17 protein-coding genes and 3 pseudogenes are annotated in these 20,561 nt (G+C 50.3%); 19 read left to right on the top strand and 1 reads right to left on the bottom strand.

The genetic code is table 11. The features are described from left to right. From AC5I6P_RS14795 to AC5I6P_RS14770, 6 genes are all read left to right on the top strand, one after another. The coding region (locus AC5I6P_RS14795) for an HNH endonuclease (RefSeq protein WP_495694538.1) at window positions 1–222 on the top strand (222 nt) is incomplete at its 5' end. A gap of 48 nt (window positions 223–270) precedes the next feature. Beyond that, the gene (locus tag AC5I6P_RS14790) at window positions 271–735 is read left to right on the top strand and encodes a reverse transcriptase domain-containing protein (protein ID WP_495694537.1); all 465 of its coding nucleotides are present in this window, start codon (window positions 271–273) and stop codon (window positions 733–735) included. Window positions 736–1,210: 475 nt separating this feature from the next. Continuing rightward, complete coding sequence (locus AC5I6P_RS14785) at window positions 1,211–1,885, top strand: IS6 family transposase (RefSeq protein WP_495694536.1); 675 nt, start codon at window positions 1,211–1,213, stop codon at window positions 1,883–1,885. Window positions 1,886–2,183: 298 nt separating this feature from the next. Further along, window positions 2,184–3,506: an IS110 family RNA-guided transposase gene (locus tag AC5I6P_RS14780; protein ID WP_495694535.1), complete on the top strand. Its 1,323-nt coding sequence runs from the start codon at window positions 2,184–2,186 to the stop codon at window positions 3,504–3,506. Between the two features lie 82 nt (window positions 3,507–3,588). Beyond that, window positions 3,589–4,323: a glutathione S-transferase family protein gene (locus AC5I6P_RS14775; protein ID WP_495694534.1), complete on the top strand. Its 735-nt coding sequence runs from the start codon at window positions 3,589–3,591 to the stop codon at window positions 4,321–4,323. 326 nt (window positions 4,324–4,649) lie between these two features. Then, window positions 4,650–5,732 carry a transaldolase family protein gene (locus AC5I6P_RS14770; RefSeq protein WP_495694533.1) on the top strand — a complete coding sequence of 361 codons (1,083 nt, stop codon included), beginning with the start codon at window positions 4,650–4,652 and terminating at the stop codon, window positions 5,730–5,732. Here AC5I6P_RS14770 and AC5I6P_RS14765 read toward each other — a convergent pair. After that, window positions 5,712–9,365, bottom strand: a complete 3,654-nt coding sequence (locus AC5I6P_RS14765) for a WD40 domain-containing protein (protein ID WP_495694532.1) — start codon at window positions 9,363–9,365, stop codon at window positions 5,712–5,714. The two genes, AC5I6P_RS14770 and AC5I6P_RS14765, sit on opposite strands and share 21 nt — an antisense overlap. A gap of 233 nt (window positions 9,366–9,598) precedes the next feature. Between AC5I6P_RS14765 and AC5I6P_RS14760 the strand changes: the two genes are divergently transcribed. The 13 genes and pseudogenes from AC5I6P_RS14760 to AC5I6P_RS14700 all read left to right on the top strand — a co-directional run. Then, complete coding sequence (locus tag AC5I6P_RS14760) at window positions 9,599–10,129, top strand: VOC family protein (protein ID WP_495694531.1); 531 nt, start codon at window positions 9,599–9,601, stop codon at window positions 10,127–10,129. Between the two features lie 168 nt (window positions 10,130–10,297). Beyond that, complete coding sequence (locus AC5I6P_RS14755) at window positions 10,298–11,152, top strand: oxidoreductase (protein WP_495694530.1); 855 nt, start codon at window positions 10,298–10,300, stop codon at window positions 11,150–11,152. A gap of 51 nt (window positions 11,153–11,203) precedes the next feature. Beyond that, window positions 11,204–11,914, top strand: coding sequence for an SDR family NAD(P)-dependent oxidoreductase (locus AC5I6P_RS14750; RefSeq protein WP_495694529.1), 711 nt, complete (start codon window positions 11,204–11,206; stop codon window positions 11,912–11,914). A gap of 4 nt (window positions 11,915–11,918) precedes the next feature. After that, window positions 11,919–12,248: an NIPSNAP family protein gene (locus AC5I6P_RS14745; RefSeq protein WP_495694528.1), complete on the top strand. Its 330-nt coding sequence runs from the start codon at window positions 11,919–11,921 to the stop codon at window positions 12,246–12,248. Between the two features lie 161 nt (window positions 12,249–12,409). Next, complete coding sequence (locus AC5I6P_RS14740) at window positions 12,410–12,718, top strand: hypothetical protein (RefSeq protein WP_495694527.1); 309 nt, start codon at window positions 12,410–12,412, stop codon at window positions 12,716–12,718. Window positions 12,719–12,787: 69 nt separating this feature from the next. Further along, complete coding sequence (locus AC5I6P_RS14735) at window positions 12,788–13,816, top strand: NAD(P)/FAD-dependent oxidoreductase (RefSeq protein ID WP_495694526.1); 1,029 nt, start codon at window positions 12,788–12,790, stop codon at window positions 13,814–13,816. An 84-nt stretch (window positions 13,817–13,900) separates the two neighbouring features. Next, window positions 13,901–14,980, top strand: coding sequence for an NAD(P)H-dependent flavin oxidoreductase (locus AC5I6P_RS14730; protein WP_495694525.1), 1,080 nt, complete (start codon window positions 13,901–13,903; stop codon window positions 14,978–14,980). A gap of 128 nt (window positions 14,981–15,108) precedes the next feature. Next, window positions 15,109–15,534: an IS5 family transposase gene (locus AC5I6P_RS14725; protein WP_495694524.1), complete on the top strand. Its 426-nt coding sequence runs from the start codon at window positions 15,109–15,111 to the stop codon at window positions 15,532–15,534. After that, entirely contained in the window at window positions 15,531–15,980 is a 450-nt protein-coding gene (locus tag AC5I6P_RS14720) for a transposase (protein ID WP_495694523.1), read from the top strand. The genes AC5I6P_RS14725 and AC5I6P_RS14720 overlap by 4 nt, the downstream gene beginning before the upstream one ends. A 142-nt stretch (window positions 15,981–16,122) precedes the next feature. Then, window positions 16,123–16,883: pseudogene (locus tag AC5I6P_RS14715) on the top strand (SDR family oxidoreductase). 226 nt (window positions 16,884–17,109) lie between these two features. Continuing rightward, the gene (locus AC5I6P_RS14710) at window positions 17,110–18,150 is read left to right on the top strand and encodes a GMC family oxidoreductase (RefSeq protein ID WP_495694522.1); all 1,041 of its coding nucleotides are present in this window, start codon (window positions 17,110–17,112) and stop codon (window positions 18,148–18,150) included. 409 nt (window positions 18,151–18,559) lie between these two features. Then, window positions 18,560–19,505 (top strand): annotated as a pseudogene (locus AC5I6P_RS14705) (IS630 family transposase). A gap of 630 nt (window positions 19,506–20,135) precedes the next feature. After that, a pseudogene (locus AC5I6P_RS14700) lies at window positions 20,136–20,561 on the top strand (IS1-like element transposase); the annotation flags it as partial.

Here is a 20,561-nt window from a genome sequence, read left to right as displayed (position 1 = left end):
GGTAATGCTGAGAACAACGACGAATGGCGCGAACTGAAAGAAGAGATCAAAGCAGAACGCGGAGCTAAATGCGACCTCTGCGGTTGCCAGGAGCATTTAGACCTCCACCACCTCAAAGCAAAACGCTACGGGGGAAAAGCGCTCAAAGAGAATCTGCAATTGCTCTGCCGAAGCTGTCATGCGGAAACCGCGTCCTTTGGAGATCACAGTCGATTGCAATGAGGGAAAGCGAAGTGACGGGAAACTGTCACGCTTCGTTTGGGGAGAGGGATGGATGAAACACGCGAGTCGAAAGACCTGAAGGTGCGCTCTGTCCCTACTCTATTTTCCCCGACACTGGCAAACATCGCACTCAACGGTATCGAAAACATTCATAACAGCGTGAGGTATGCGGATGATATGGTGATCATTCTCAAACCAAACGATGACGCGCAAGCCATTCTAAAGCAGATTGTGAAGTTTCTCGATGAGTTAGGACTACAGATTAAGTGGCAGAAAACGAGATTAGTATCGGCGACAGATGGGTTTGATTTTCTGGGTTGGCACTTCAAAGTGCAAGCCAATGGAAAGTTTAGATGCGTCCCTTCAGAGGATAATTACCAAACATTCCGTAGAAAAGTTAAACGTATCGTCAACTGCTCGAATGATGGGGCAACAGCTAAAGCAACGAAGCTAGCTCCTTTAGTCAGAGGATGGAGAAACTATCACCGCTACTGCAAGTTAGACGGTTCCTGATTCTCACTCTGGAGAACGAGACACCGCACATGGAAGGTTTTCAAACAGGAGAAAACGCTGAACCGCTTCCAGGTAAATGACTTGATGAACAAGGCATTCCCAAGAGTCTCTTATGCTGAAAACAGACATGTCAATGTCGCAGGTGAACGTTCACCCTATGATGGGGATATCCTGTACTGGAGTGCTCGAAACTCCAAACTTTACAAAGGAGTAACAGCAAGTTTGCTGAGAAAACAGCACCATGCTTGTGGATATTGTGGAGCCAAGCTTCTCGGTGACGAGAAGATACACCTTCACCACATGGATTGCAATCACAACAACTGGAAGAGCCAAAACTTGATGGTTGTCCATGAAAGCTGCCATGATTATATCCACATGAGCAAGCAAAGCTAATCGGGAGCCGGATGCACGGAAACGGGCACGTCCGGATCTAAAGGAGAGGGGCGGAGCATAATAGTTCCCCTCGACTCCACCCTTGCCTGAAATCATCTTGCTGAACGTGCGCTGGTATTGTCGTTATTCCCTGAGCTACCGCGATTTGGAGGAGATGATGGCGGAGCGCGGAGTCGCAGTTGATCATTCCACTCTCAATCGGTGGGTACTGCGATTCGCGCCAGAACTCGACAAGCGGATGCGTCCGTTCTTAAATCCCACGAACGACTCGTGGAGAGTCGATGAAACTTACATCCAAATCCGAGGGGAGTGGAAATACCTGTACCGAGCCGTGGATTCGGAGGGGAACACTCTGGACTTCATGCTCAGTGCGAAGCGGGATGGCAAGGCGGCGGCACGCTTTTTCCGTAAAGTGCTCAGAGCAAAGCACACTCAAATGCCACGAGTGATTACTGTGGATAAAAATGCCGCGTATCCCGTTGCCGTCAATGAATTGAAGCAAGAGAAAACCTTGAAAGCCGAGACCGAATTGCGGCAGAGCAAATATTTGAACAACCTGATTGAGCAGGACCACCGGAACATCAAACGAATTGTCAAACCAATGATGGGATTTCAGTCATTCAACACAGCAAGCAGAACATTGCGAGGGATCGAGGCAATGGCGATGATTCGCAAAGGACAAGTGAAAGGAATCAACCAAGGGGATAGTGTATCTCAAGCAAGATTCATCAACGAACTCCTTGGGGTAACTGCTTAAAACAATACGAACGAGACCAGTTCGTTTATCACTTTAAAATTTTTGCGACAGACGGGCATGTCCAGCGGACACAACGAAGGATGAAAATTGATTAGAACAGGTTAAACAGAATATAAAGAAAGAGGCTGGTAACGAGGTCGAGGGTTAATAGTGCCAGAGAGCCTGAGCGACAGACAGACCCAGATGCCCAAAGGCATAACGAATTGTGGTATCCAACTCGGTTTGGAAAGCACGCAAGATAGAATCTTCAGATCAGGGGCATCTTGCCAGCCTTCATCGAGAATTGGAGGACGTAACGATGGACGTGACTTATTCAAATTGTGCTGGCTTAGATGTTCACAAAAAGACAGTCGTGGCTTGTTGGATCAGTGCAGCTAAACCAAAGGCAACTGAAAGTCGAACGTTTGGAACCACAACCCAAGAGTTACTCAGCTTGTCGGATTGGTTAAGCGATAACGGTGTGACCCATGTTGCCATGGAGAGCACAGGTGAGTATTGGAAACCTGTGTATAACCTCCTAGAAGCCAGCTTTACGGTTCTGGTGGTGAATGCTCAACACATCAAGAACGTGCCAGGGCGAAAAACAGATGTTAAAGATGCAGAATGGATTGCCCAACTCTTGCAACATGGACTGTTGCGAGGCAGCTTCATTCCTCCACTGCCACAACGAGATTTGAGAGACCTAACCCGTCATCGAGCAACGCTCGTGCGCGAAAAAGCCTCGGTCGTGAATCGACTGCAAAAGGTGTTGGAGTGGGCAAATGTGAAATTAGCATCCGTTGTTACCGATGTCATGGGTGTTTCCGCTCGAAAGATGCTCGCTGCAATCGTAGCTGGACAAGACGATGCCATTACATTAGCCGGGTTAGCGGTTGGCAGCCTGCGCCGAAAACAGTCTCAGTTAGAGCAAGCGTTGAGCGGACGAGTGCGAGCTCATCATCGCTTTTTGATTGCTTCTCACCTGAGGCACATTGATTTTTTAGAAGAGCAAATTGCCGTCTTCGATACTGAGATTACCACTCACATTCAGTCTCAAACACCCTCTGCTGAAGCCAGTTTGCAATCTACCCTAGAGAATCAAGGACAGTCAGCGAAGCGCCCCGGAACGGAACCATCGACACCCCTAAATTGGGAAAAAGCGGTCATGCTGTTGGATACTATTCCGGGTGTCGGACGGGAAACGGCAGAACGAATTCTTGCCGAAATTGGGATTGATATGAGTCGGTTTCCAACCTCCGCTCATCTAGCGCGCTGGGCGAGAGTCTGTCCTGGAAATTTTGAAAGCGCAGGCAAGCGTTTGAGTGGTGCGATTGGACAGGGAAACAATTGGTTACGCAGTGCCTTGGTTCAGGCAGCGAATGCCGCTGCTCGATGCAAAACCTCGAATTTGTCAACCGTTTATCGTCGATTAGCAGCGCGTCGAGGTCGTCAGCGAGCGATTATTGCAGTCGCCCATCGTATTTTGATCGCGGTCTATCACATGCTCACCAAGCAGCAAGTGTTCCAAGAGGTCAAGGTCACGGGTAGGCATCAGCAACACAATGACCGTCTACTTCAACACATGTGTGGTCGGATTCAGCAATTAGGGTATCAGGTGAACTTGGTTCCTGTTGCTAGGTAGCCCCTCAATCGACGGCTCTATTTTCAGCTGTCATTGATTTTCAAGATAGAACCCTGAATTTTTTAGAGGAGGAATCCCTTTAGTGCTTACCTTGTACACTTTCCTATCACTTTGGAACCTGCCGAGCATTAGCCCTGCCTGTCTAGAGCTTGAAACTTGGTTTCGCATGGCAGAGCTTCCTTACAACACAGTCATCATTACAGCAAACGATCTTGAACTTGCTCCCAAAGGTAAGATTCCGTTTGTTGACTATCAAGGACAACTAATTGGAGATGCCACGTTGATTATCGAGATGCTTGAACAAGCGGAAGGGATCGATCTCGATACAAATTTGACCCTTACAGAACGAGCTATCTCCCTGGCATTTCGCCGGATGCTCAAGGAAAACACTTACTGGGGAACCATTCACATTCGCTACGGTCTGGAAGAAAACTGGCAAGGCTATCGAGACGTACTGGCACACGCATTCTTTCCTGAAGCTCCGCTAGAAGCATCAAAACCGTTTGTTGAAGAATTCCGCCAAACCATACTTTCTCAATTTCGTGGTCATGGCATGGGGCGACACAATTACGAGGACATTAGTCAACTTATTTGTGCTGATTTTCAAGCTCTCTCAGATCTTCTGGCAGACAAACCATTTTTTCTTGGCAACCAACCAACAACATTAGATGCAACAGCTTACGCTTCCATTGGCAACTTCATTAAACCGCCCTATGGAAGCTCGATCGTCGATTATATTCTTAGACGATCTAACCTCTGCCAGCACTATGAACGAATGACGCAACAGTTTTTTAGCGAACGATTGCTAAATCCATAAAATCTTCATTTCTGACAACATCAGTACATTACAGGTAAGGTGCAAACCACTTTGTCGCCATCAATGAAGACGATCTAACTGCCATCCTCTGCTCCAGTTAACTACTAGAGACGCAGCATGCTGAGCGATCGTCTCACCACTGTTCCCTGAGCTTTGCACTGCTTTCAGTCGTCAATCCATCAGGGCTTGGAGCAATCGATTGTAGTGTGAAACCAAGTTGCTCCTTAAGTTGGTGCTTAACTCAGGGATATTGCGTGGTTTCATTTGAAGAAAGTCCCCAAACTGGTTTAGTAGATGTTTGAACCTTTAAGTGCAGTTTATCAGCTATGAACCTGTTACGATCACTCCATCGCTCTGGACAATCCCTCTGGCTTGATGGGTTTGAGCGAAGCTGGGTGAGCAGCGGTCAGTTGCAGCAAGCCATTGAAGCGGGTGGAGTCAGGGGAGTGAGATCGAACTTTGACGCGCTAAACCTTGCTATCCAGAGACAGGCGTACGATCGCGACTTCAGGACGCTGGCGCAGCGCGGCAGCAGCCGAAGTGCTCGAACAGATTATGAATACTTGCTGGTGCGAGATCTGCAATTAGCGGCGGATCGGTTGAAGCAGGTGCATGTTCACACCCAGGGACGAGATGGCTATGTTCAGGTCGATTTACCACCTGATACACTGTTCAATGTGGAAACGGCGATCGCTGCGGCTCAAAGAATCTGGCGGGCTGTAGGATGGAGTAATTTGTTGCTGAGAATCCCAGCGACTCGACTGATGCTGCCGGTGATTGAACAACTGCTGCGCGAAGGCATGAATGTGAATGCGACGTTGGTGTTTTCTCCAAGCGTATACAACCAGGTCTTTGAGCGTTATCGCAGAGGGTTAGAGAGCCAGAGTCAGCCAGGGGAGTTTGTGAGCCACGCGGTTTGCTTTGTTAGTTTTGCCATTGGTCAGTTGGATGCAGCGATCAATCTACTGAATGCTCACTCAAAAACAGCTTTCGGCATGATGCAAGCTAAGCTGCTCTTTGAGCACTATCAAAGGGAACACTGGCGATCGCTACCTGGAGGGATACAACCACTGCGTCTGGTATGGGATTGCACAGATATTCCACCAGAATTTATGTGGCGCTATATTCAAACTCTAGAAACTCCTGAAACCGTGCTGATGCTGAAGCCGTCAACACTAGAAAGGTATCGTCAGGTCTCTCTACTGCCTGTAAGTTTGGAGGATGAACAAGCTGAAAAACGGGTGACAAGCGAATGGTTAGAGATTTCTTTAGATGAACAAGCTAACCAACTCATGAACCACGAAATGACGCAATTGCTCAACGCCTTTCAACAGTTGCTAGACACGATCGAACACAAGCAAAGGCACGGAAGTTGGATGAATGCCACTTCAATGATCGATTGCCCCTAACGCCTTCAGGGTAGCTTTTTGAGCCGTTGTCAACCCTGTTGCGCCTCCAATATTCATGCCTTCATACAGGCGATCGACCCGCAACGTGCTGATACAACGTCCTGTCTGCACATCCCAGGTCTTGATAGTGCGATCGTTACTCCCACTGAATAGAATTTGACCGTCAGAGCTAAAGAGGACTGAGCGAACCCAACCACGATGTTCATCCAGAATGTGAAGACAACGCCCCGTTTGCAGATCCCACAGTCGAATGGTTTGATCATCACCGCCACTTGCCAGGGTTTGACCGTTGGAACAGATGGCAACCGTCCAGATGGCTCCGGTATGCCCCTGCAAAACCTTCAGACATGCTCCCGTTTGCACATCCCACAAGCGAATGGTTTGATCCTGACTGCCGCTTGCCAGTCGCTGACCACTCGGATCAAATGCGAGTGCGAAAATTGCACCGATATGTTTCTGCAAAACCTTCAGACATGCTCCCGTTTGCACATCCCATAAGCGAATGGTGAAATCAAAACTGCCGCTGGCTAACCGTTGACCGTCGGGGTCAAACGCGATCGCGCGAATCCCGTTCTGGTGTCCGCGTAACACCTGCAAACAGTGATGCGTCTGCACATCCCACAGTCGCACGGTGCAATCAAAACTACTGCTGGCTAAAGTTTGTCCCGTTGGGCTAAACAGAATTGTCCAGATGGATGCGCTGTGCGCTGACCATTGATCGAAGTGCCCGGTTTGGATATTCCATAGGGTGATCGACTTATCGCGTCGATTGATCGCCAGCGTTTGATTAATTCCCTCCGGCGACGCTAGGTGAACCGGACTGAAGCTGACACTGCTAAAGGGTGACATCCGACGGATCGGGCTGGAAAAGGTTTTGTAGGGGTCAAGTTGCGACCCATTGCGATCTCGCTGTACCCGCCACACCTGAATTGTTTCAGTCTGTCCACTACTGGCAAGGAGTTGGTCATCCGAACTCAGGCTGAGGGAGTGAATTCCACCAGTATATCCATGCCACGTTTTCAGGTTCTGTCCACCCTGCAAATTCCAGAGCCGCACCGTATAGTCTTCTCCGGTACTGACCAACCATTGACTGTCGGCACTGATGGCAAGCCCAAAAACATCATGGGTATGACCCTCAAATATATTAATGGGTTGCCCCTCTGGAACACTCCACAGGCGTAGTGTACTATCGTGACTGGCACTGGCTAACCACTGACCATCTGGGCTAAAGGCAATGTTCCAAATCCAGTCGGTATGTCCTTGCAGCAGCTTGACACTGGAATTGATGATACGGGGCTGCGACGATCGATTCTGGGAGCAATCACCACTCCAAAGTCGAATCACTCCGTCCCGGCAGCCGCTGGCGAGCAGTTGACCATCCGGGCTATAGCGCACACACTGCACCCCACTAGTATGCCCTTGTAAGATGCTCAAGCAGTTTCCACTGCTCACCTCCCAAATCCGAATCGTGGCGTCATTACTGCTGCTAGCTAGAGTTTGCTGATTAGGAGCGAAGTGGACAGAATAAACGCTCTGGGTGTGTCCTTGCAAAACATGGAGACACTGCCCTTGCAAATTCCATAAACGTACCGTTTTGTCTTCACTGCCGCTCGCCAACTGCTGACCATCGGCACTAAAACTGACTGAACGAACACCGCCTGTATGCTCTGTGAGCACCCGCAAGCACTGCCCGCTCTCGACATCCCACAAGCGTATGGCACTATCCGTACTACCACTGGCGAGCAGAGTACTATCGGGACTAAAAGCAACCGACCAAACCCAACCGATGTGACCTTTAAATGTGGCCAAGAGCTGAGTGGTGCTGATGTTCCAGAGATAGATGTTGCCATTGCCATCGCCCACTGCCATCAGCTGACCATCAGGGCTCAGGTCAACCGACATAGCAATACTGAATACTTCAGAAAAGATGCATTTAGCAAAAGTAGCGTTCTGAAAATTGACCCTAGCTAAATCGACCTGCCGCAGGTCGGCTTGTTGCACCACAAGATCAGAAAAATCCCAGCCGCGTAAGTCCACTTGAAACTGTATCAGCAGGTTGATCAGATTGCCCGCAGTGTACCCTGGTTTCTTTCCCTGTTGCCGTAACAGGTGCCTGGCTTGTGCCTCGATCGCCCCCACACTACCAAAGTGGGACAGTAGCCGTTCCATTACCGGTTGCACTATTAATCGCGCTTGAATCTCTCGAATGTAATCTTTCGCTTTGACTCGCAGTAAAGAGTGCGTTTGCCAAACGTTCAACTGCTGCGTCTCAAATTCGATACAGACCTGCTGCACAAATCGTTCTGTGACATATTCCATCACCACAGGTTGCAGGAAGAATAACCCATCGCTTTTTTCAATCAGCGATCGCCGTAGTAGCGCATTGACCAGATTGGGTACACGCTGCTGAGCAGCCGGATCAACCACGTTCTCTCGAATCTCTGCGATCGAGACGGGTTCTCGATGAATGGCAAACCAGAACAGGGTTATCTGTTCGGTTTCAGAGAGGCGATCGAACTGACGCTCCAGCACATCGCGAATATCTTCAAACACCGCCAATCCCTGATTCAGGAAGGGCATCACTTCACTAATGCTGCCGTCATACAAATCTTGAATGGCGCTGGCAACCAGTTTTAGCGCCAGAGGATTACCGCCATAGTGATCGATCAGGGTTTGCCATTCAGATTCTGAGCCGGTAAACGCTCCTTTTTGCCGAAACAGGGCGCGTCCGTCGTCAGGGGTTAGCCCACTCAAGGATACCGATCGCACCAGCGTCTGTGCCCCTTCCATCAGGGCCATCTCCTGCGGCTTTTCTCGACTAGTGAGCAACAAACAACTCTGATGAGATGCTTCGCCGATTGCTCTAAGCAACTGTCCGTACTCTTCGTAACCTGTTCGCCACTGTCCTACCCGCTCTCGTTGCAAAAGGGTTTCCGCATTATCGAGGATCAATAAACACCGACGCGCTCGCAGATACTGCATCAGCTTGGAGATCTGCTGAGCCAGCGTCGTGGGAAGGATGGGATCTTCTCCATAGAGCGGCATGAGAAACTTCAGCAGACTCGACAGCAGTTCATCCAACGGTGGCGCATTGGAGAGCGATCGCCACACGACAATCTCAAATTCGGTTTGCATTTGCAGTGCAGCTTTGACGGCGATCGTGCTTTTGCCAATGCCGCCGATGCCCAATAGTCCAACGATGCGGCAGCGCTCAGACACCACCCACTGCCACAGTTGCGTCAGTTCTGCCTCCCGCCCATAAAAGGTTGAAGCATCGACGGCTGTGTCCCAGTCCTGTTGGGGATTAGTCCACCGGCTCTCGGTTTCTTCCGATGCGGCAGGAGATGTTATGTCCGCTTGCATCAATTCCAGCCCGAATGCCCGAAAGAGATACTCGACTGACTGACGATCGACCCCCTGTTCGCGCTTAAAGATGCGAGCCAGAGTATTGAGGGAAAGTCCGGTGCGCTCATTAAGATCTTCCTGGGTGAAGTGCTTGCCCCAGGTTTCGTCAGATTCTGCCTGCTGTTTTGCTGTCTGAAATCGTTGCCACCCCTGCGGCGACAGGATAACTCCTCGCACTCGCTTAGACGGGGTTGCTCCACGTCTAGATTTTGATGGGTTGGCATCCATAGATCAGCCAATGGTGTAAAGGACAGAGGTAGGTCGTTCCTTAGAATATCGGGCGTTTCTTCAATTCAATCCTGCCAGGGAGTTTCAGCAACACAAGGGACAGGCAAATGATTCCTTTTTTGGCGAAGTATATCAGGTTTAATTGCTTCTGGCTATTACTGGCTATTACTGGCTATTAAGTCGCGTTTTAAATCACAGAACTTGAGTGGTGTGGATGGAGCGGTCGCAGAAGAATGAAGTTAATCGAGCTGGGCAGCAAGCCCACCCATCTACAAGAAGAGCAAAAGGAGAACAAGATGAACAGCAATCAAGTCACCAATCAAACCATGAAACTCGAAGTTGTGGTAATTCCCGTTACCGATGTCGATCGCTCTAAAGACTTCTATAAAACGTTGGGATGGCGACTCGATGCTGACTTTCCTGGTGAAAATGGCTTCCGAGTCGTGCAATTAACCCCACCTGGATCAGAAGCCTCGATCATCTTCGGGAAAGGAGTGTCGTTAGCTGAGCCTGGCTCAGTTCAAGGCTTGTATCTCATCGTTTATGACATCGAAGCAGCCCGTGCTGAACTCGTAGAACGAGGTGTTGAAGTGAGTGAAATATTTCACGACATTGGCGGGATCTTCCACCACGCCGGAACCGAAGGACGGGTCCCGGGTCCCGATCCAAAGCGTGGCGATTATGCCTCCTATGCCTCGTTCAGCGACCCAGACGGCAATGGTTGGGTACTTCAAGAAGTGAAGACACGGCTTCCCGGACGGTAACAGGATGGCAACACATCCAATAGCACTGATCTAAGCAGTCTTCATGACAACTCTCTGCCTCGAACCAATCCCCCTCAGTTCCCCTGATTAAAGGGAATGCCGGAGGCAGGAGGATTCGATTTATCGAGTTTACGCATCAGATATAACCCCTTACAACCAGGACACAAAATGAAAACGCAGAAAGTATGGTTTATTACCGGAGCCTCCAGAGGCTTTGGATTGGAAATTGCCAGAGCAGCCCTGGCAGCAGACGACCAGGTCGTGGCAACAGTTCGCAGCAATCCCGCCCAACTTGCCACTACTTTGCATAACCACGCGAATCTACACGTTGTGTCGATGGCTGTCACCCAGGAAGACCAGGTACAAGAGGCTGTCAAGCAAGCCGTTGCTCGTTTCGGTCGGATTGATGTTTTAGCCAATAATGCCGGGTTTGGTATGGTTGGTGCAACTGAAGAGTTCACAGATGCCGAAGTTCGCAAGCAATATGACACCAACGTGTTTGGGTTACTAAACGTGACGCGTGCCGTATTGCCATACCTGCGCCAGCAAAAGTCTGGGCACATCATCAATATTTCGTCATTGTTTGGCTACGATGCAGTACCGGGCTGGGGATTATATGGGTCTACTAAATTTGCAGTCGAAGGCATCTCGAAAGGGCTAGCAGTCGAACTGGCACCGCTCGGCATCCACGTTACGGCAGTAGCTCCCGGTCTTTTTAGTACCGATTTCCTCAGCACCGAATCCTACGTTGCGGCTAAAACGATCATTGACGATTACCAGGAAACGGTAGGACAAATGCGGAGTGGAGCAGATGCACTCCATGGAAACCAACCCGGTGATCCGAAAAAGTTTGCTCAGGTAATTCTCCAACTCACCACTACAGAAAATCCTCCGCTGCATTTGCCAGCTGGCAACGACGCGGTTAAATTCTACCGAAGCAGCGCTGCAAAAATGGCACAGGACATCGAAGCCTGGCTGCCAGTTGCGACCAGTACCGACCATGACCGCAGCATCGCGGCTTAGACCATTGCCTGACTTGCAACATTCACCCATGATTTCCAAAGGAGTTTTACCATGAGCACTGAACAAAAAGTTGCTGTGATTACTGGTGCGTCCCAAGGCATCGGCGCAGCTCTGGTCAAAGCGTACCGTGATCGCAACTATCGGGTCATTGCAGTCTCACGCTCAATTCAGCCATCAGACGATGATGGAATCATTGCGGTGTCCGGCGACATCGCCGATCGCAAAACTGCTGAGCGTTCGATTATCGAAGGTGTAACCCAGTTCGGGCGCATTGACACACTCATCAACAATGCTGGCATCTTCATCGCCAAGCCATTTACCCAATATACCGAGGCAGACTACCAGGCGTATTTAGGCACCAATATCGCTGGCTTTTTTCACATCACACAACTTGCGATTACCGAGATGGAGAAGCAGGGTAGTGGTCATGTTGTGCAGATCTCAACGAGCCTGGTTGACAACCCGATCGCGGGCGTACCCTCTGTACTCGCATCACTCACAAAAGGTGGATTGAATGCTGCGACCCAATCATTGGCAATTGAGTATGCCAGACGCGGGATTCGGGTGAACGCCGTGGCATTGGGAACCATTAAGACACCAATGCACCCCGTCGTGACTCATGCACAGCTTGGGGCTATGCACCCGATCGGTCATATCGGCGAGATCTCTGATGCTGTCGATGCCATCCTCTACCTCGAATTCGCCAATTTTGTGACGGGCGAAATCCTGCACGTCGATGGTGGACAGAGTGCGGGGCATTGAAGACATGATCTACGAACTACGCATCTATCATTCCATGCCCGGACGACTACCAGCACTGCTCTCACGCTTCCAGAATCACACCTTACGGATTTGGGAAAAACATGGCATCCGTCAGGCTGGGTTTTGGACAACGCTAATCGGCGAAAGCGAGAGTAACCAGCTCACCTACCTACTTGCTTGGGATAGCCTGGCTGAGCGTGAGGAGCGGTGGAGTGCATTTCTCGCTGACCCTAACTGGATCGCGATCAAAACTGAAACTGAGAAGGACGGTCCACTGGTGCAGAACATCAGCAATGAGTTGCTAGTACCGACTGCCTTTTCCTCCGTGAGGTGAGCGAGCTATTTAAGTCGCGTTTTAACTCAACTAACTTGAGTAGTGTGTATTGGGCGATCGCAGGAAAATGAAGTTAATCAAGGCGGGTAGCAAGCTTACCAATCTAAAAAGAGAATGCGATATTTCTCCTGCTCACTTACATCATCAGTCGAGAATCAATCATGAACCTGAACTCAGATTCAACCCAACACATCGTTGTCGATACAGACTGTTCTAATGCCTCTGCAGACCCGTATCAAGCAGTTAGCTGTAGTTTTTACGACGAGCTAGAGGCACTCGCCACCTTACATCGGCTTTGTACGATCCGCTACCGCACAGAAACCAGTGAAGTAGTCGGTATAGAGAGCAAAATTATCGACCTCTACACTGCCAACAAAAGCGAATTTCTTAAGTTGCAAGATGGAACTGAAATTCGCCTTGATCGCTTGATTTCAGTCGATGGCAAGCCCGTCTGCTTTACAAACTGCTAAATTATCTCGTTGTCCATCACTGGCAACAAAGGAATTGTCGTACTTTCTAGCAAGTTTCTGGAGGTTCCTATGCAACTGACAAGACAAACAGCCAATCAACGAACAGACCATGTTTATGATGTATTAGTTGTAGGAGGTGGAGCGGCTGGATTATCAGCAGGAATCTATCTACAACGTTCTCTTCTTTCTACCCTGATTATTGACAAAGGCAAAGCGCGATCGTCCTGGGTGCAGGAATTACACAACTATCTAGGGTTGCCGCCTGATACTCCTGGTCGAGAGGTGTTGAAACAAGGAAAAACACACTATTTGTCGCTAGAGGGTGAGCATCTCAACGGCTATGTAGAAGACGTTACCGATGAAGGTGAAACGTTCGCTGTGCGTGTTCGGATTGGACGCACCAACCCGACCTATACCGTGTTTCGCAGTCGTTATCTAATCGCTGCTAGCGGCATCATCGACCACTTACCCCAATTAAACAACATGCAAAACGTGTTTGAGTATGCCGGACATAATCTGCATGTGTGTTTGATTTGTGATGGCTATGAAATGCGCGACAAAAGAGCAGGTGTATTTGGCAGCAGTGAATCTAGCCTGGAAGCTGCATTCCCACTGGGCTGGTTTACCCCCTACATCACAGTGTTCACAAATGGCGAGTTTGAGGTGAGTAGCGAATTCCGTCACCGTCTAACACAGCACGGTTACCGATTAGTCGAACAGCCGATCAAACAATTCCTGGGTGAGAATCATCAAATGTCAGGTGTAGAACTGGCTGATGGATCGATTGAGGAACTAGATGCAGGACTCGTTTCGATGGGGTCAAAATATCACGCAGACTACTTGAAGAATATTGACCTGGAATACGAAGGGGGAAATCTGATCACGGACAAAGTGAACCGCACATCTCACCCCCGCATCTTTGCGATTGGTGATTTGAAAGTGGGGATGAATCAGGTGGTGATTGCTGCTGCTGATGGTGCAATTGCGGCAACTCAAATCTGGCGAGAGATTCGCCGGAGAGAAGGAAGCCGTCGATCGCCCATTGCGATCAATCAAGCGAAAGAACGCTTTAACGAAGCCGTTCTAATGAAGGTATGAGCTATTGGCACAGCTTTTTTGTACGGCTCATGTTGGGGTTAAAGATCTATATCTTGCTGTTGTTAGCAAGCATAGGAGATGCTTATGTGGACTAGAACAGAACTGATAGACTTGCTCAAGATCAGGCATCCCATCATTCAGGCTCCGATGGCTGGCGCTTCCACACCTGAGTTAGTTGCGGCCGTTTCTAATGCAGGCGGTCTTGGCTCCTATGGCGGGGCAGCCACCCCACTAGCCACCCTTCGCTCCATAATCAGGCAAATTCGAGAGCTGACAGACCAACCCTTTGCAGTGAATTTGTTTGCCCCAGCCGTTGAAGTGTATCAACTCACGCCTGAACAGCAAACCCCGATGGCTGAGCTATTAACACAATGGCACAACGAGCTAGATGCCGGACCTGTGCCCGAACCCATTCCGATACTCGGACCATTTGTAGATCAGTTTACTGTCCTGCTTGACGAGAAAGTACCGGTCTTCAGCTTCCACTTTGGACCTGCGCCCATTAGGGCCATTCGTGAGATCCATGCGATCGGCTCAGTCGTCTTGGCAACCGCGACAACCGTCCGGGAAGCAAAAGCGCTCGTCGAAGCAGGAGTCGATGTCATCATTGCCCAAGGCTTTGAAGCCGGAGGTCATCGTGGGACTTTTGCAGTACCTTATGAACAAGGATTGATTGGAACAACCGCGTTGGTGCCACAGATAGCTGATGCGGTATCGGTTCCAGTCGTTGCGGCAGGTGGAATCATGGATGCTCGTGGAATTGTTGCTGCATTTGCACTGGGGGCAAGTGGGGTACAGATGGGAACTGCCTTTCTCGCCTGCCCTGAGAACAATATCCCAGAAGTCTATAGGCAGGCAGTACTCAAGTGTAAGGACGAAGACACAGTAATTACTGAAGTATTCTCCGGCAAACCCGCCAGAGCCATCCGAAATCGATTTATCCGTGAAATGGAAAACAACAGGGATAAGGTATTGCCCTTCCCGGCTCAGATGTCGATCGGGCGAGTTTTGCGTCAGGCTTCTGCTCAACAATCAAGTCCAGACTTTGTCAGTATGTGGGCAGGACAGGGAGCCGCATTAGCGGAAGCTCTCCCAGCAGGTGAGCTGATCGAAAAAATCATACAAGAATTTCAAGCTGTAACTGCTTCTTTACAACTCAAATAACAAGTTAAGAATTCAAACCAAAGTCTATCTCTGAACAACCGCTTGCAGTGAACTGCTAACTACGTTGTTGCTGAGAGTGAGAAACTGTTTGTCAATGTATATGAAGCGGAAGCCACTTGAGGTTGTAGATGCGCGATACCAGAAGAGACATCACAACCTTGCTTGAAGCGATGAGACAACCTTACTACGAGAGTGACCTCACGGATGAAGAGTGGGCAGAGATAGCCCCCCTGCTGCCCCCTGAAAAGCCCGTTGGAAGGGAGCGAGAAGTCGATCTGCGGGTCGTCCTCAACGGCATCTTCTACCGTGCAGACAACGGCATCAAATGGCGTGCTTTACCGATTGAGTTTGGAGCTTGGCAAACAGTGTATGGATACTTCCGTTTGTGGGTATGCTTAGGCATTTGGGAGCAAATTAACGCAGTTTTAGTCCGAAAGGTGCGGTTGGCTGAGGCACGAGAAGCAGAACCCAGTTTAGCTATCATTGATAGTCAATCCGTCAAACTCGGACAAAAAGGGGGGAAGAACACGGCATTGATGGCAACAAGAAAGTGAAGGGACGCAAACGTCATATTGTTGTAGACGTGTTAGGACTGGTGCTCGGTTGCTACGTCACCTCTGCTAATACCGCTGATGTCAAAGCTGCTCCAGCGGTCTTGGTCTGGGTTATCGAACTGTTTGGGCGAATTGCCAAAGTTCTGGCAGACCAAGGGTATCGAGGCGATTTAGGCGCGTTGATTGGACACTTTTTTGCCGAGCAACAGCGTTCAGTTGAAGTTGAGTTAAGTCAACGTCCAACCGCAACGAAAGGATTTCAAGTTGAACCCAAACGATGGATTGTTGAACGGACTTGGACATGGCTAGAGAATGCACGAGCACTGACACGAGACTATGAAACTCTGCCTGAGAATCATGAAGGCATGATTTACGTGGTCATGATTCGGTTGATGCTACGGAGGTTAACAAACAACCGTCGAATGAGAAAGCTCAAACCCACTTAACTACCGTTTACAAACAGTTTCTGAAAGTCTTATCGCGATTACAGGAATAAGACCTTACCGTACATTTTTGTGTGACTGCGACTCATCCCTACATCCGGTGGTTTTAAGACCTAGTTAGGTAAAGAATTGAAGGAGAAAAATAATGCCGACGAATGCGAAGGGAAACTACACAGGAAAAGTTGCGTTTGTGACTGGAACAGCAAGCGGCATCGGTCGCGCGGCAGCGCTGGCGTTTGCCCGCGAGGGGGCTAGCGTAGTGGCCGCCGACGTGTCCGAGCAGGGTAACCAAGAGACGGTCCGCCTGATCGAGGACCAAGGCGGGCAGGCGATCACCGTCCGGTGCGAGGTGACGCGGGACGAGGACGTGAAGGCGTCCCTAGCCAAGACTGTTGAGGCTTTCGGGCGGCTGGACTTCGCCTTCAACAACGCAGGCATCGAGCCGAGAAAGCCGACTCCAACCGCAGAGTACGAGGAGGAGGAGTGGGACCGGCTCATTGACACCAACCTCCGCAGCGTTTTCCTGTGCATGAAACACGAGATCCCGCTGATCCTCAAGCAGGGCGGCGCGATTGTCAACACGTCCTCGGGCGCAGGAATCACCGGCGTCAAAGGCAGCCCGGCGTACAGCGCCGCGAAGCACGGCGTGATTGGTCTCACTCGATCGGCAGCCCTCGACTACGCCGCGCGAACATCCGCATCAACGCCGTCTGTCCCGGCTTCACCGACACCCCGATGCTGAGTCGCTTCACTGGCGACATGGCCGAAGGGCGCGCGAAGATGATCGCGGAAGAGCCGATCGGACGCCTGGGCAAGCCCGAGGAGATCGCTGCAGCCGTCGTCTGGTTGTGCTCGGATGCGGCTGCTTTCGTCGTTGGGCACGCCATCGGTCAAACGGTGCAGTAACGCTTGATGCTAGCCGCAACACTGTTTCAGTGGACGCCATGGGATTGGAGATCCGGACGGAGTAGCGGTGTGTGTTTGTAAACGCAATCTAGGCAGAACCTCAAGATGCTGCAAACAATTTCTCACATCAGCGCTAACGGCTCACAAAGCGGTGATCGAAACAGACAAAAAGCAACCTGAGCTAATTCGATTTTGTTAATTCGATTTTGCAAGCGAGGTAGGCACCATGAAGACGGATTTTGAGAACGAGTCCTTTGAGGATGACGACAACTATCAAGGTGACACGAATGGTCGCAATAGTTTCGCCGAACGTGTCCGCAGCAACCAGCGCCAACTCACCTCCCAGCTAAGGCACCAGTACGATTTTATTGTTTGCGGATCGGGATCGTCTGGCTCGGTGGTTGCCCGCAGACTGGCTGAGAACCCGGATGTCAGCGTTCTGCTGCTGGAAGCGGGAGGCACCGATGATGTGCCAAGTGTCATAGCAGCGAATCAATGGCCGATGAACCTGGGAACCGATCGAGACTGGAGCTTTCAAGGTCAGCCGAATCGACATGTGAACAATCGTTCGATTCCGTTCTCGATGGGCAAGGTCCTCGGCGGTGGATCGAGCATCAACGTCATGGTTTGGGCACGCGGACACCAGCAGGATTGGGATTTCTTCGCCTCCGAAGCCAACGATCCGGCCTGGAGTTATGAATCCGTCTTGAAGATTTATCGCCGCCTAGAAGATTGGCATGGTGTGCCGGACCCGCTGTATCGCGGAACGGGAGGACCAGTATTTGTCCAGCCTGCGCCGGACCCAAACCCGATCGCACCCGCAGCGGTCGAAGCAGCGCGGATGGTCGGGATTCCGACGTTTGAAAATCCGAACGGACGCATGATGGAAGCGGCGAAGGGTGCTGCTATCAGCGATGTGCGAGTCCGCAATGGCAAGCGCGAATCGATATTCCGCTCTTACGTCTTCCCGTATATGGATCGACCAAACCTGACGGTTCTCAGTCAGGCACTGGTCACACGGCTGATGTTCCAGGGCAAGCGGGTTACTGGTGTGGAGATTTCCTATCGGGACGCGATCTATCGCATTGGTGCGGCAGTCGAAGTCGTGTTGTCGCTCGGTGCCATCCATACGCCGAAAGTGCTGATGCAATCTGGTATCGGCGATGAGGCCGAGTTGCGACGATTGGGAATTCCTGCCGTGCAGCACCTTCCCGGTGTGGGGCAAAATTTTCAAGACCACTGTACAGTGACTTATTATTTGCCGTGAAGACACATTAGTGTCGCCAAAGGAGCAAGGCTAGGTCTGGCTTGCTTTTCCGCCTCAAGCCAGCTTGGCAATCCTGCTGACCTAAGGCTAGGCTGCTAAGCAAACTCTCTCTGCAACCCTGCAACAGCGAGGGGTTTACTCAGCGACACGAATTTGTCTCGATGTCGTTTAATTTGGCACTGTACAGCACTATTCCCCGGAGACAAGAGAGGACGATCGCGCCGTTGTCGATCGCTCGCTCATCAAAAATCTTTGCGACACCACCGAGCAAGCGATCTCCCTGATCCAGGACTTCAAGGGTGAAGGATCCTGAAAGATCCTGAAAGTTCTGGACTGTGTTTTACAGCCTTTTTCAGACAAGTAGGGTACAAGGTAGAGGAGTGAAAATATAATCTTCAAGCTGCTGGTCATGAAGGCTTACTCGTCTGACCTCCGCCAGAAAATCGTAGACCGATATGAGGAGGGTAAGATCTCCCAGCGAGAACTCGCCCGTCAATTTAGAGTCGCCGTCAGTTTTGTCCAAACGCTGCTCAAACGGTATCGAGAGACTGGAAAGGTTGGGGCAAAAGTTCGAACCCAACAAACAGCTACGAAGCTGAATGCGCAGCAATTGAGCGTTTTAGAACAATTAGTCGAGGCAAACAGCAACGTCACCCTCAAGGAACTGCGGGATCGTCTGGCAGAAAAGACGGGCGTGAGCGTCAGTTGCACGACAATCCATCGGATGCTAATTAAGCTGAACTTGAGCGTCAAAAAAACGGTTCACGCCAGTAAAAAGGATACTGAGCGAGTGCAACAGCAACGGGTCAAGTTTTGGCACTTACTGCGGGGGATACGGGCAAAGGATTGAATCTTCATTGACGAAGCGGGGTGAATTTAGCAATGGCCCTTTGGCGAGCACGCTCTCCAAAGGACAAAGGGCACATGGCAAACGTCCGCAAGAACGGGGTAAAAACGTCTCGATGATTGGGGCAATTGGACTGATGGGGGTGATGGCTCAATTGCCCCTGCTCGGTGCCGTTGATAGGCCACTTACTGTTTGAAGCCTTCATCGCGCAAAAGCTGGTGCCCAAGTTGTGGAAGGGCGCTTGCGTGATTCTGGATAACGGCTCGATTCACAAGGGAGACTCCGTAGTTGAACTACTTCAACCAGCAGGGGCAATGGTTATCTGTTTACCGCCCTATTCGCCAGAGCTTTCTCCCATCGAGAACGGTTAGTCAAAGATTAAGGCTCTATTGCGTTCCCTGAGTGCGAGAACTTACCAGAGTTAGTTAACGCAATTGAGCAAGCGTTTGCTCAAGTATCCCCTGAAGATCTACAAGGTTGGTTCACTCACGGCTGTTACTGTACCTGACCAGACTGGAAAAGGCTGAAGCTTTTCTTCACCTCAAATTTCAGGGAAACACCTAGAAAAGGAGCACGTCTGTCTCTCTAAAACGCAAGAATTATTACTATGTCGGTCGCCAATCATGTTGCGGCATCGATAGTATCAAGACCAAGCGGCGGCATCCTTGAGAACAGCTTCCATTGCTTCTCGAAGCGATGAAGTCGTCGCCAAACTTTTACGAATGCGATTTTTGAGCCAAGCCCAACATTTTCAATTCGATAATAGCTTTTGCGACAGAGCCCAGATATCAGCAGTCAGCTACAAACCAACATCGCACCCGCCGCACCGCCGGTAGCAGCGGCTTTCGATCTGCGGCTTGAACTGAAACTAGCTCGCCCCCATCAGTGCTAGGGGGTAAGGTAAAGTAGCAGTGGCTTTCGAGCTGCGGCTTGAATTGAAACAAGTTTTCCAGGTAATTCAAAATACCTGGAAAAAGAGTAGCAGCGGCTTTCGAACTGCGGCTTGAATTGAACTACCCCGCCGCAAGCAGACGGGGTAGCAGAATCAAAACAGAGTAAGGGTAATGTTCTAGACATGGGATTTGGATAGGAGAGAATTAAGCCATTAACTGGGCTACCGCTTTTTCCAGGATTTGCTATGGTACTCGAACCTGTTCTCTGTCCAATCTGCAAAAGTTCTCACATGGTCAAGCATGGCAAAACAGCAGAAGGCAAGCAGGGTTATAGATGTTGCAATCAGGACTGTTCACGCCACAGTTTCATCTTGGAATACTCCTACCGAGGCTATCTGCCCAACATCAAGCAACAAATTAGTGATATGGCGATGAATGGCAGTGGGATTCGAGATGCTGCCCGCGTTCTCAAGATTAGTCCGACCACGGTGATTGAAGCATAAAAAAAAAGATCGTCATCTTGAGCAAGTCAACCAATCGCTGTTGAATCAACTCAAGGCAACGGCGGTGGAAATTGTCAAACCCGTTGAAGAAGCCGAAGCAGACGAGATGTGGAGTTCAGGGGGTGACAAGGCGGCTAAAAAGCAGAGTGGATCAGAGAAATGGCGTTG

This window comes from Myxacorys sp., assembly GCF_059501405.1.
This window is presented reverse-complemented; position numbering and strand designations above follow the sequence as displayed.

Coding starts and splice junctions, on each gene's coding strand:
- AC5I6P_RS14790 (WP_495694537.1), top strand. CDS start 271: ATGGATGAAACACGCGAGTCGAAAGACCTGAAGGTGCGCTCTGTCCCT.
- AC5I6P_RS14770 (WP_495694533.1), top strand. CDS start 4,650: ATGAACCTGTTACGATCACTCCATCGCTCTGGACAATCCCTCTGGCTT.
- AC5I6P_RS14710 (WP_495694522.1), top strand. CDS start 17,110: ATGAAGACGGATTTTGAGAACGAGTCCTTTGAGGATGACGACAACTAT.
- AC5I6P_RS14780 (WP_495694535.1), top strand. CDS start 2,184: ATGGACGTGACTTATTCAAATTGTGCTGGCTTAGATGTTCACAAAAAG.
- AC5I6P_RS14760 (WP_495694531.1), top strand. CDS start 9,599: ATGAAGTTAATCGAGCTGGGCAGCAAGCCCACCCATCTACAAGAAGAG.
- AC5I6P_RS14730 (WP_495694525.1), top strand. CDS start 13,901: ATGTGGACTAGAACAGAACTGATAGACTTGCTCAAGATCAGGCATCCC.
- AC5I6P_RS14740 (WP_495694527.1), top strand. CDS start 12,410: ATGAACCTGAACTCAGATTCAACCCAACACATCGTTGTCGATACAGAC.
- AC5I6P_RS14725 (WP_495694524.1), top strand. CDS start 15,109: ATGCGCGATACCAGAAGAGACATCACAACCTTGCTTGAAGCGATGAGA.
- AC5I6P_RS14755 (WP_495694530.1), top strand. CDS start 10,298: ATGAAAACGCAGAAAGTATGGTTTATTACCGGAGCCTCCAGAGGCTTT.
- AC5I6P_RS14745 (WP_495694528.1), top strand. CDS start 11,919: ATGATCTACGAACTACGCATCTATCATTCCATGCCCGGACGACTACCA.
- AC5I6P_RS14750 (WP_495694529.1), top strand. CDS start 11,204: ATGAGCACTGAACAAAAAGTTGCTGTGATTACTGGTGCGTCCCAAGGC.
- AC5I6P_RS14735 (WP_495694526.1), top strand. CDS start 12,788: ATGCAACTGACAAGACAAACAGCCAATCAACGAACAGACCATGTTTAT.
- AC5I6P_RS14765 (WP_495694532.1), bottom strand. CDS start 9,365: ATGGATGCCAACCCATCAAAATCTAGACGTGGAGCAACCCCGTCTAAG.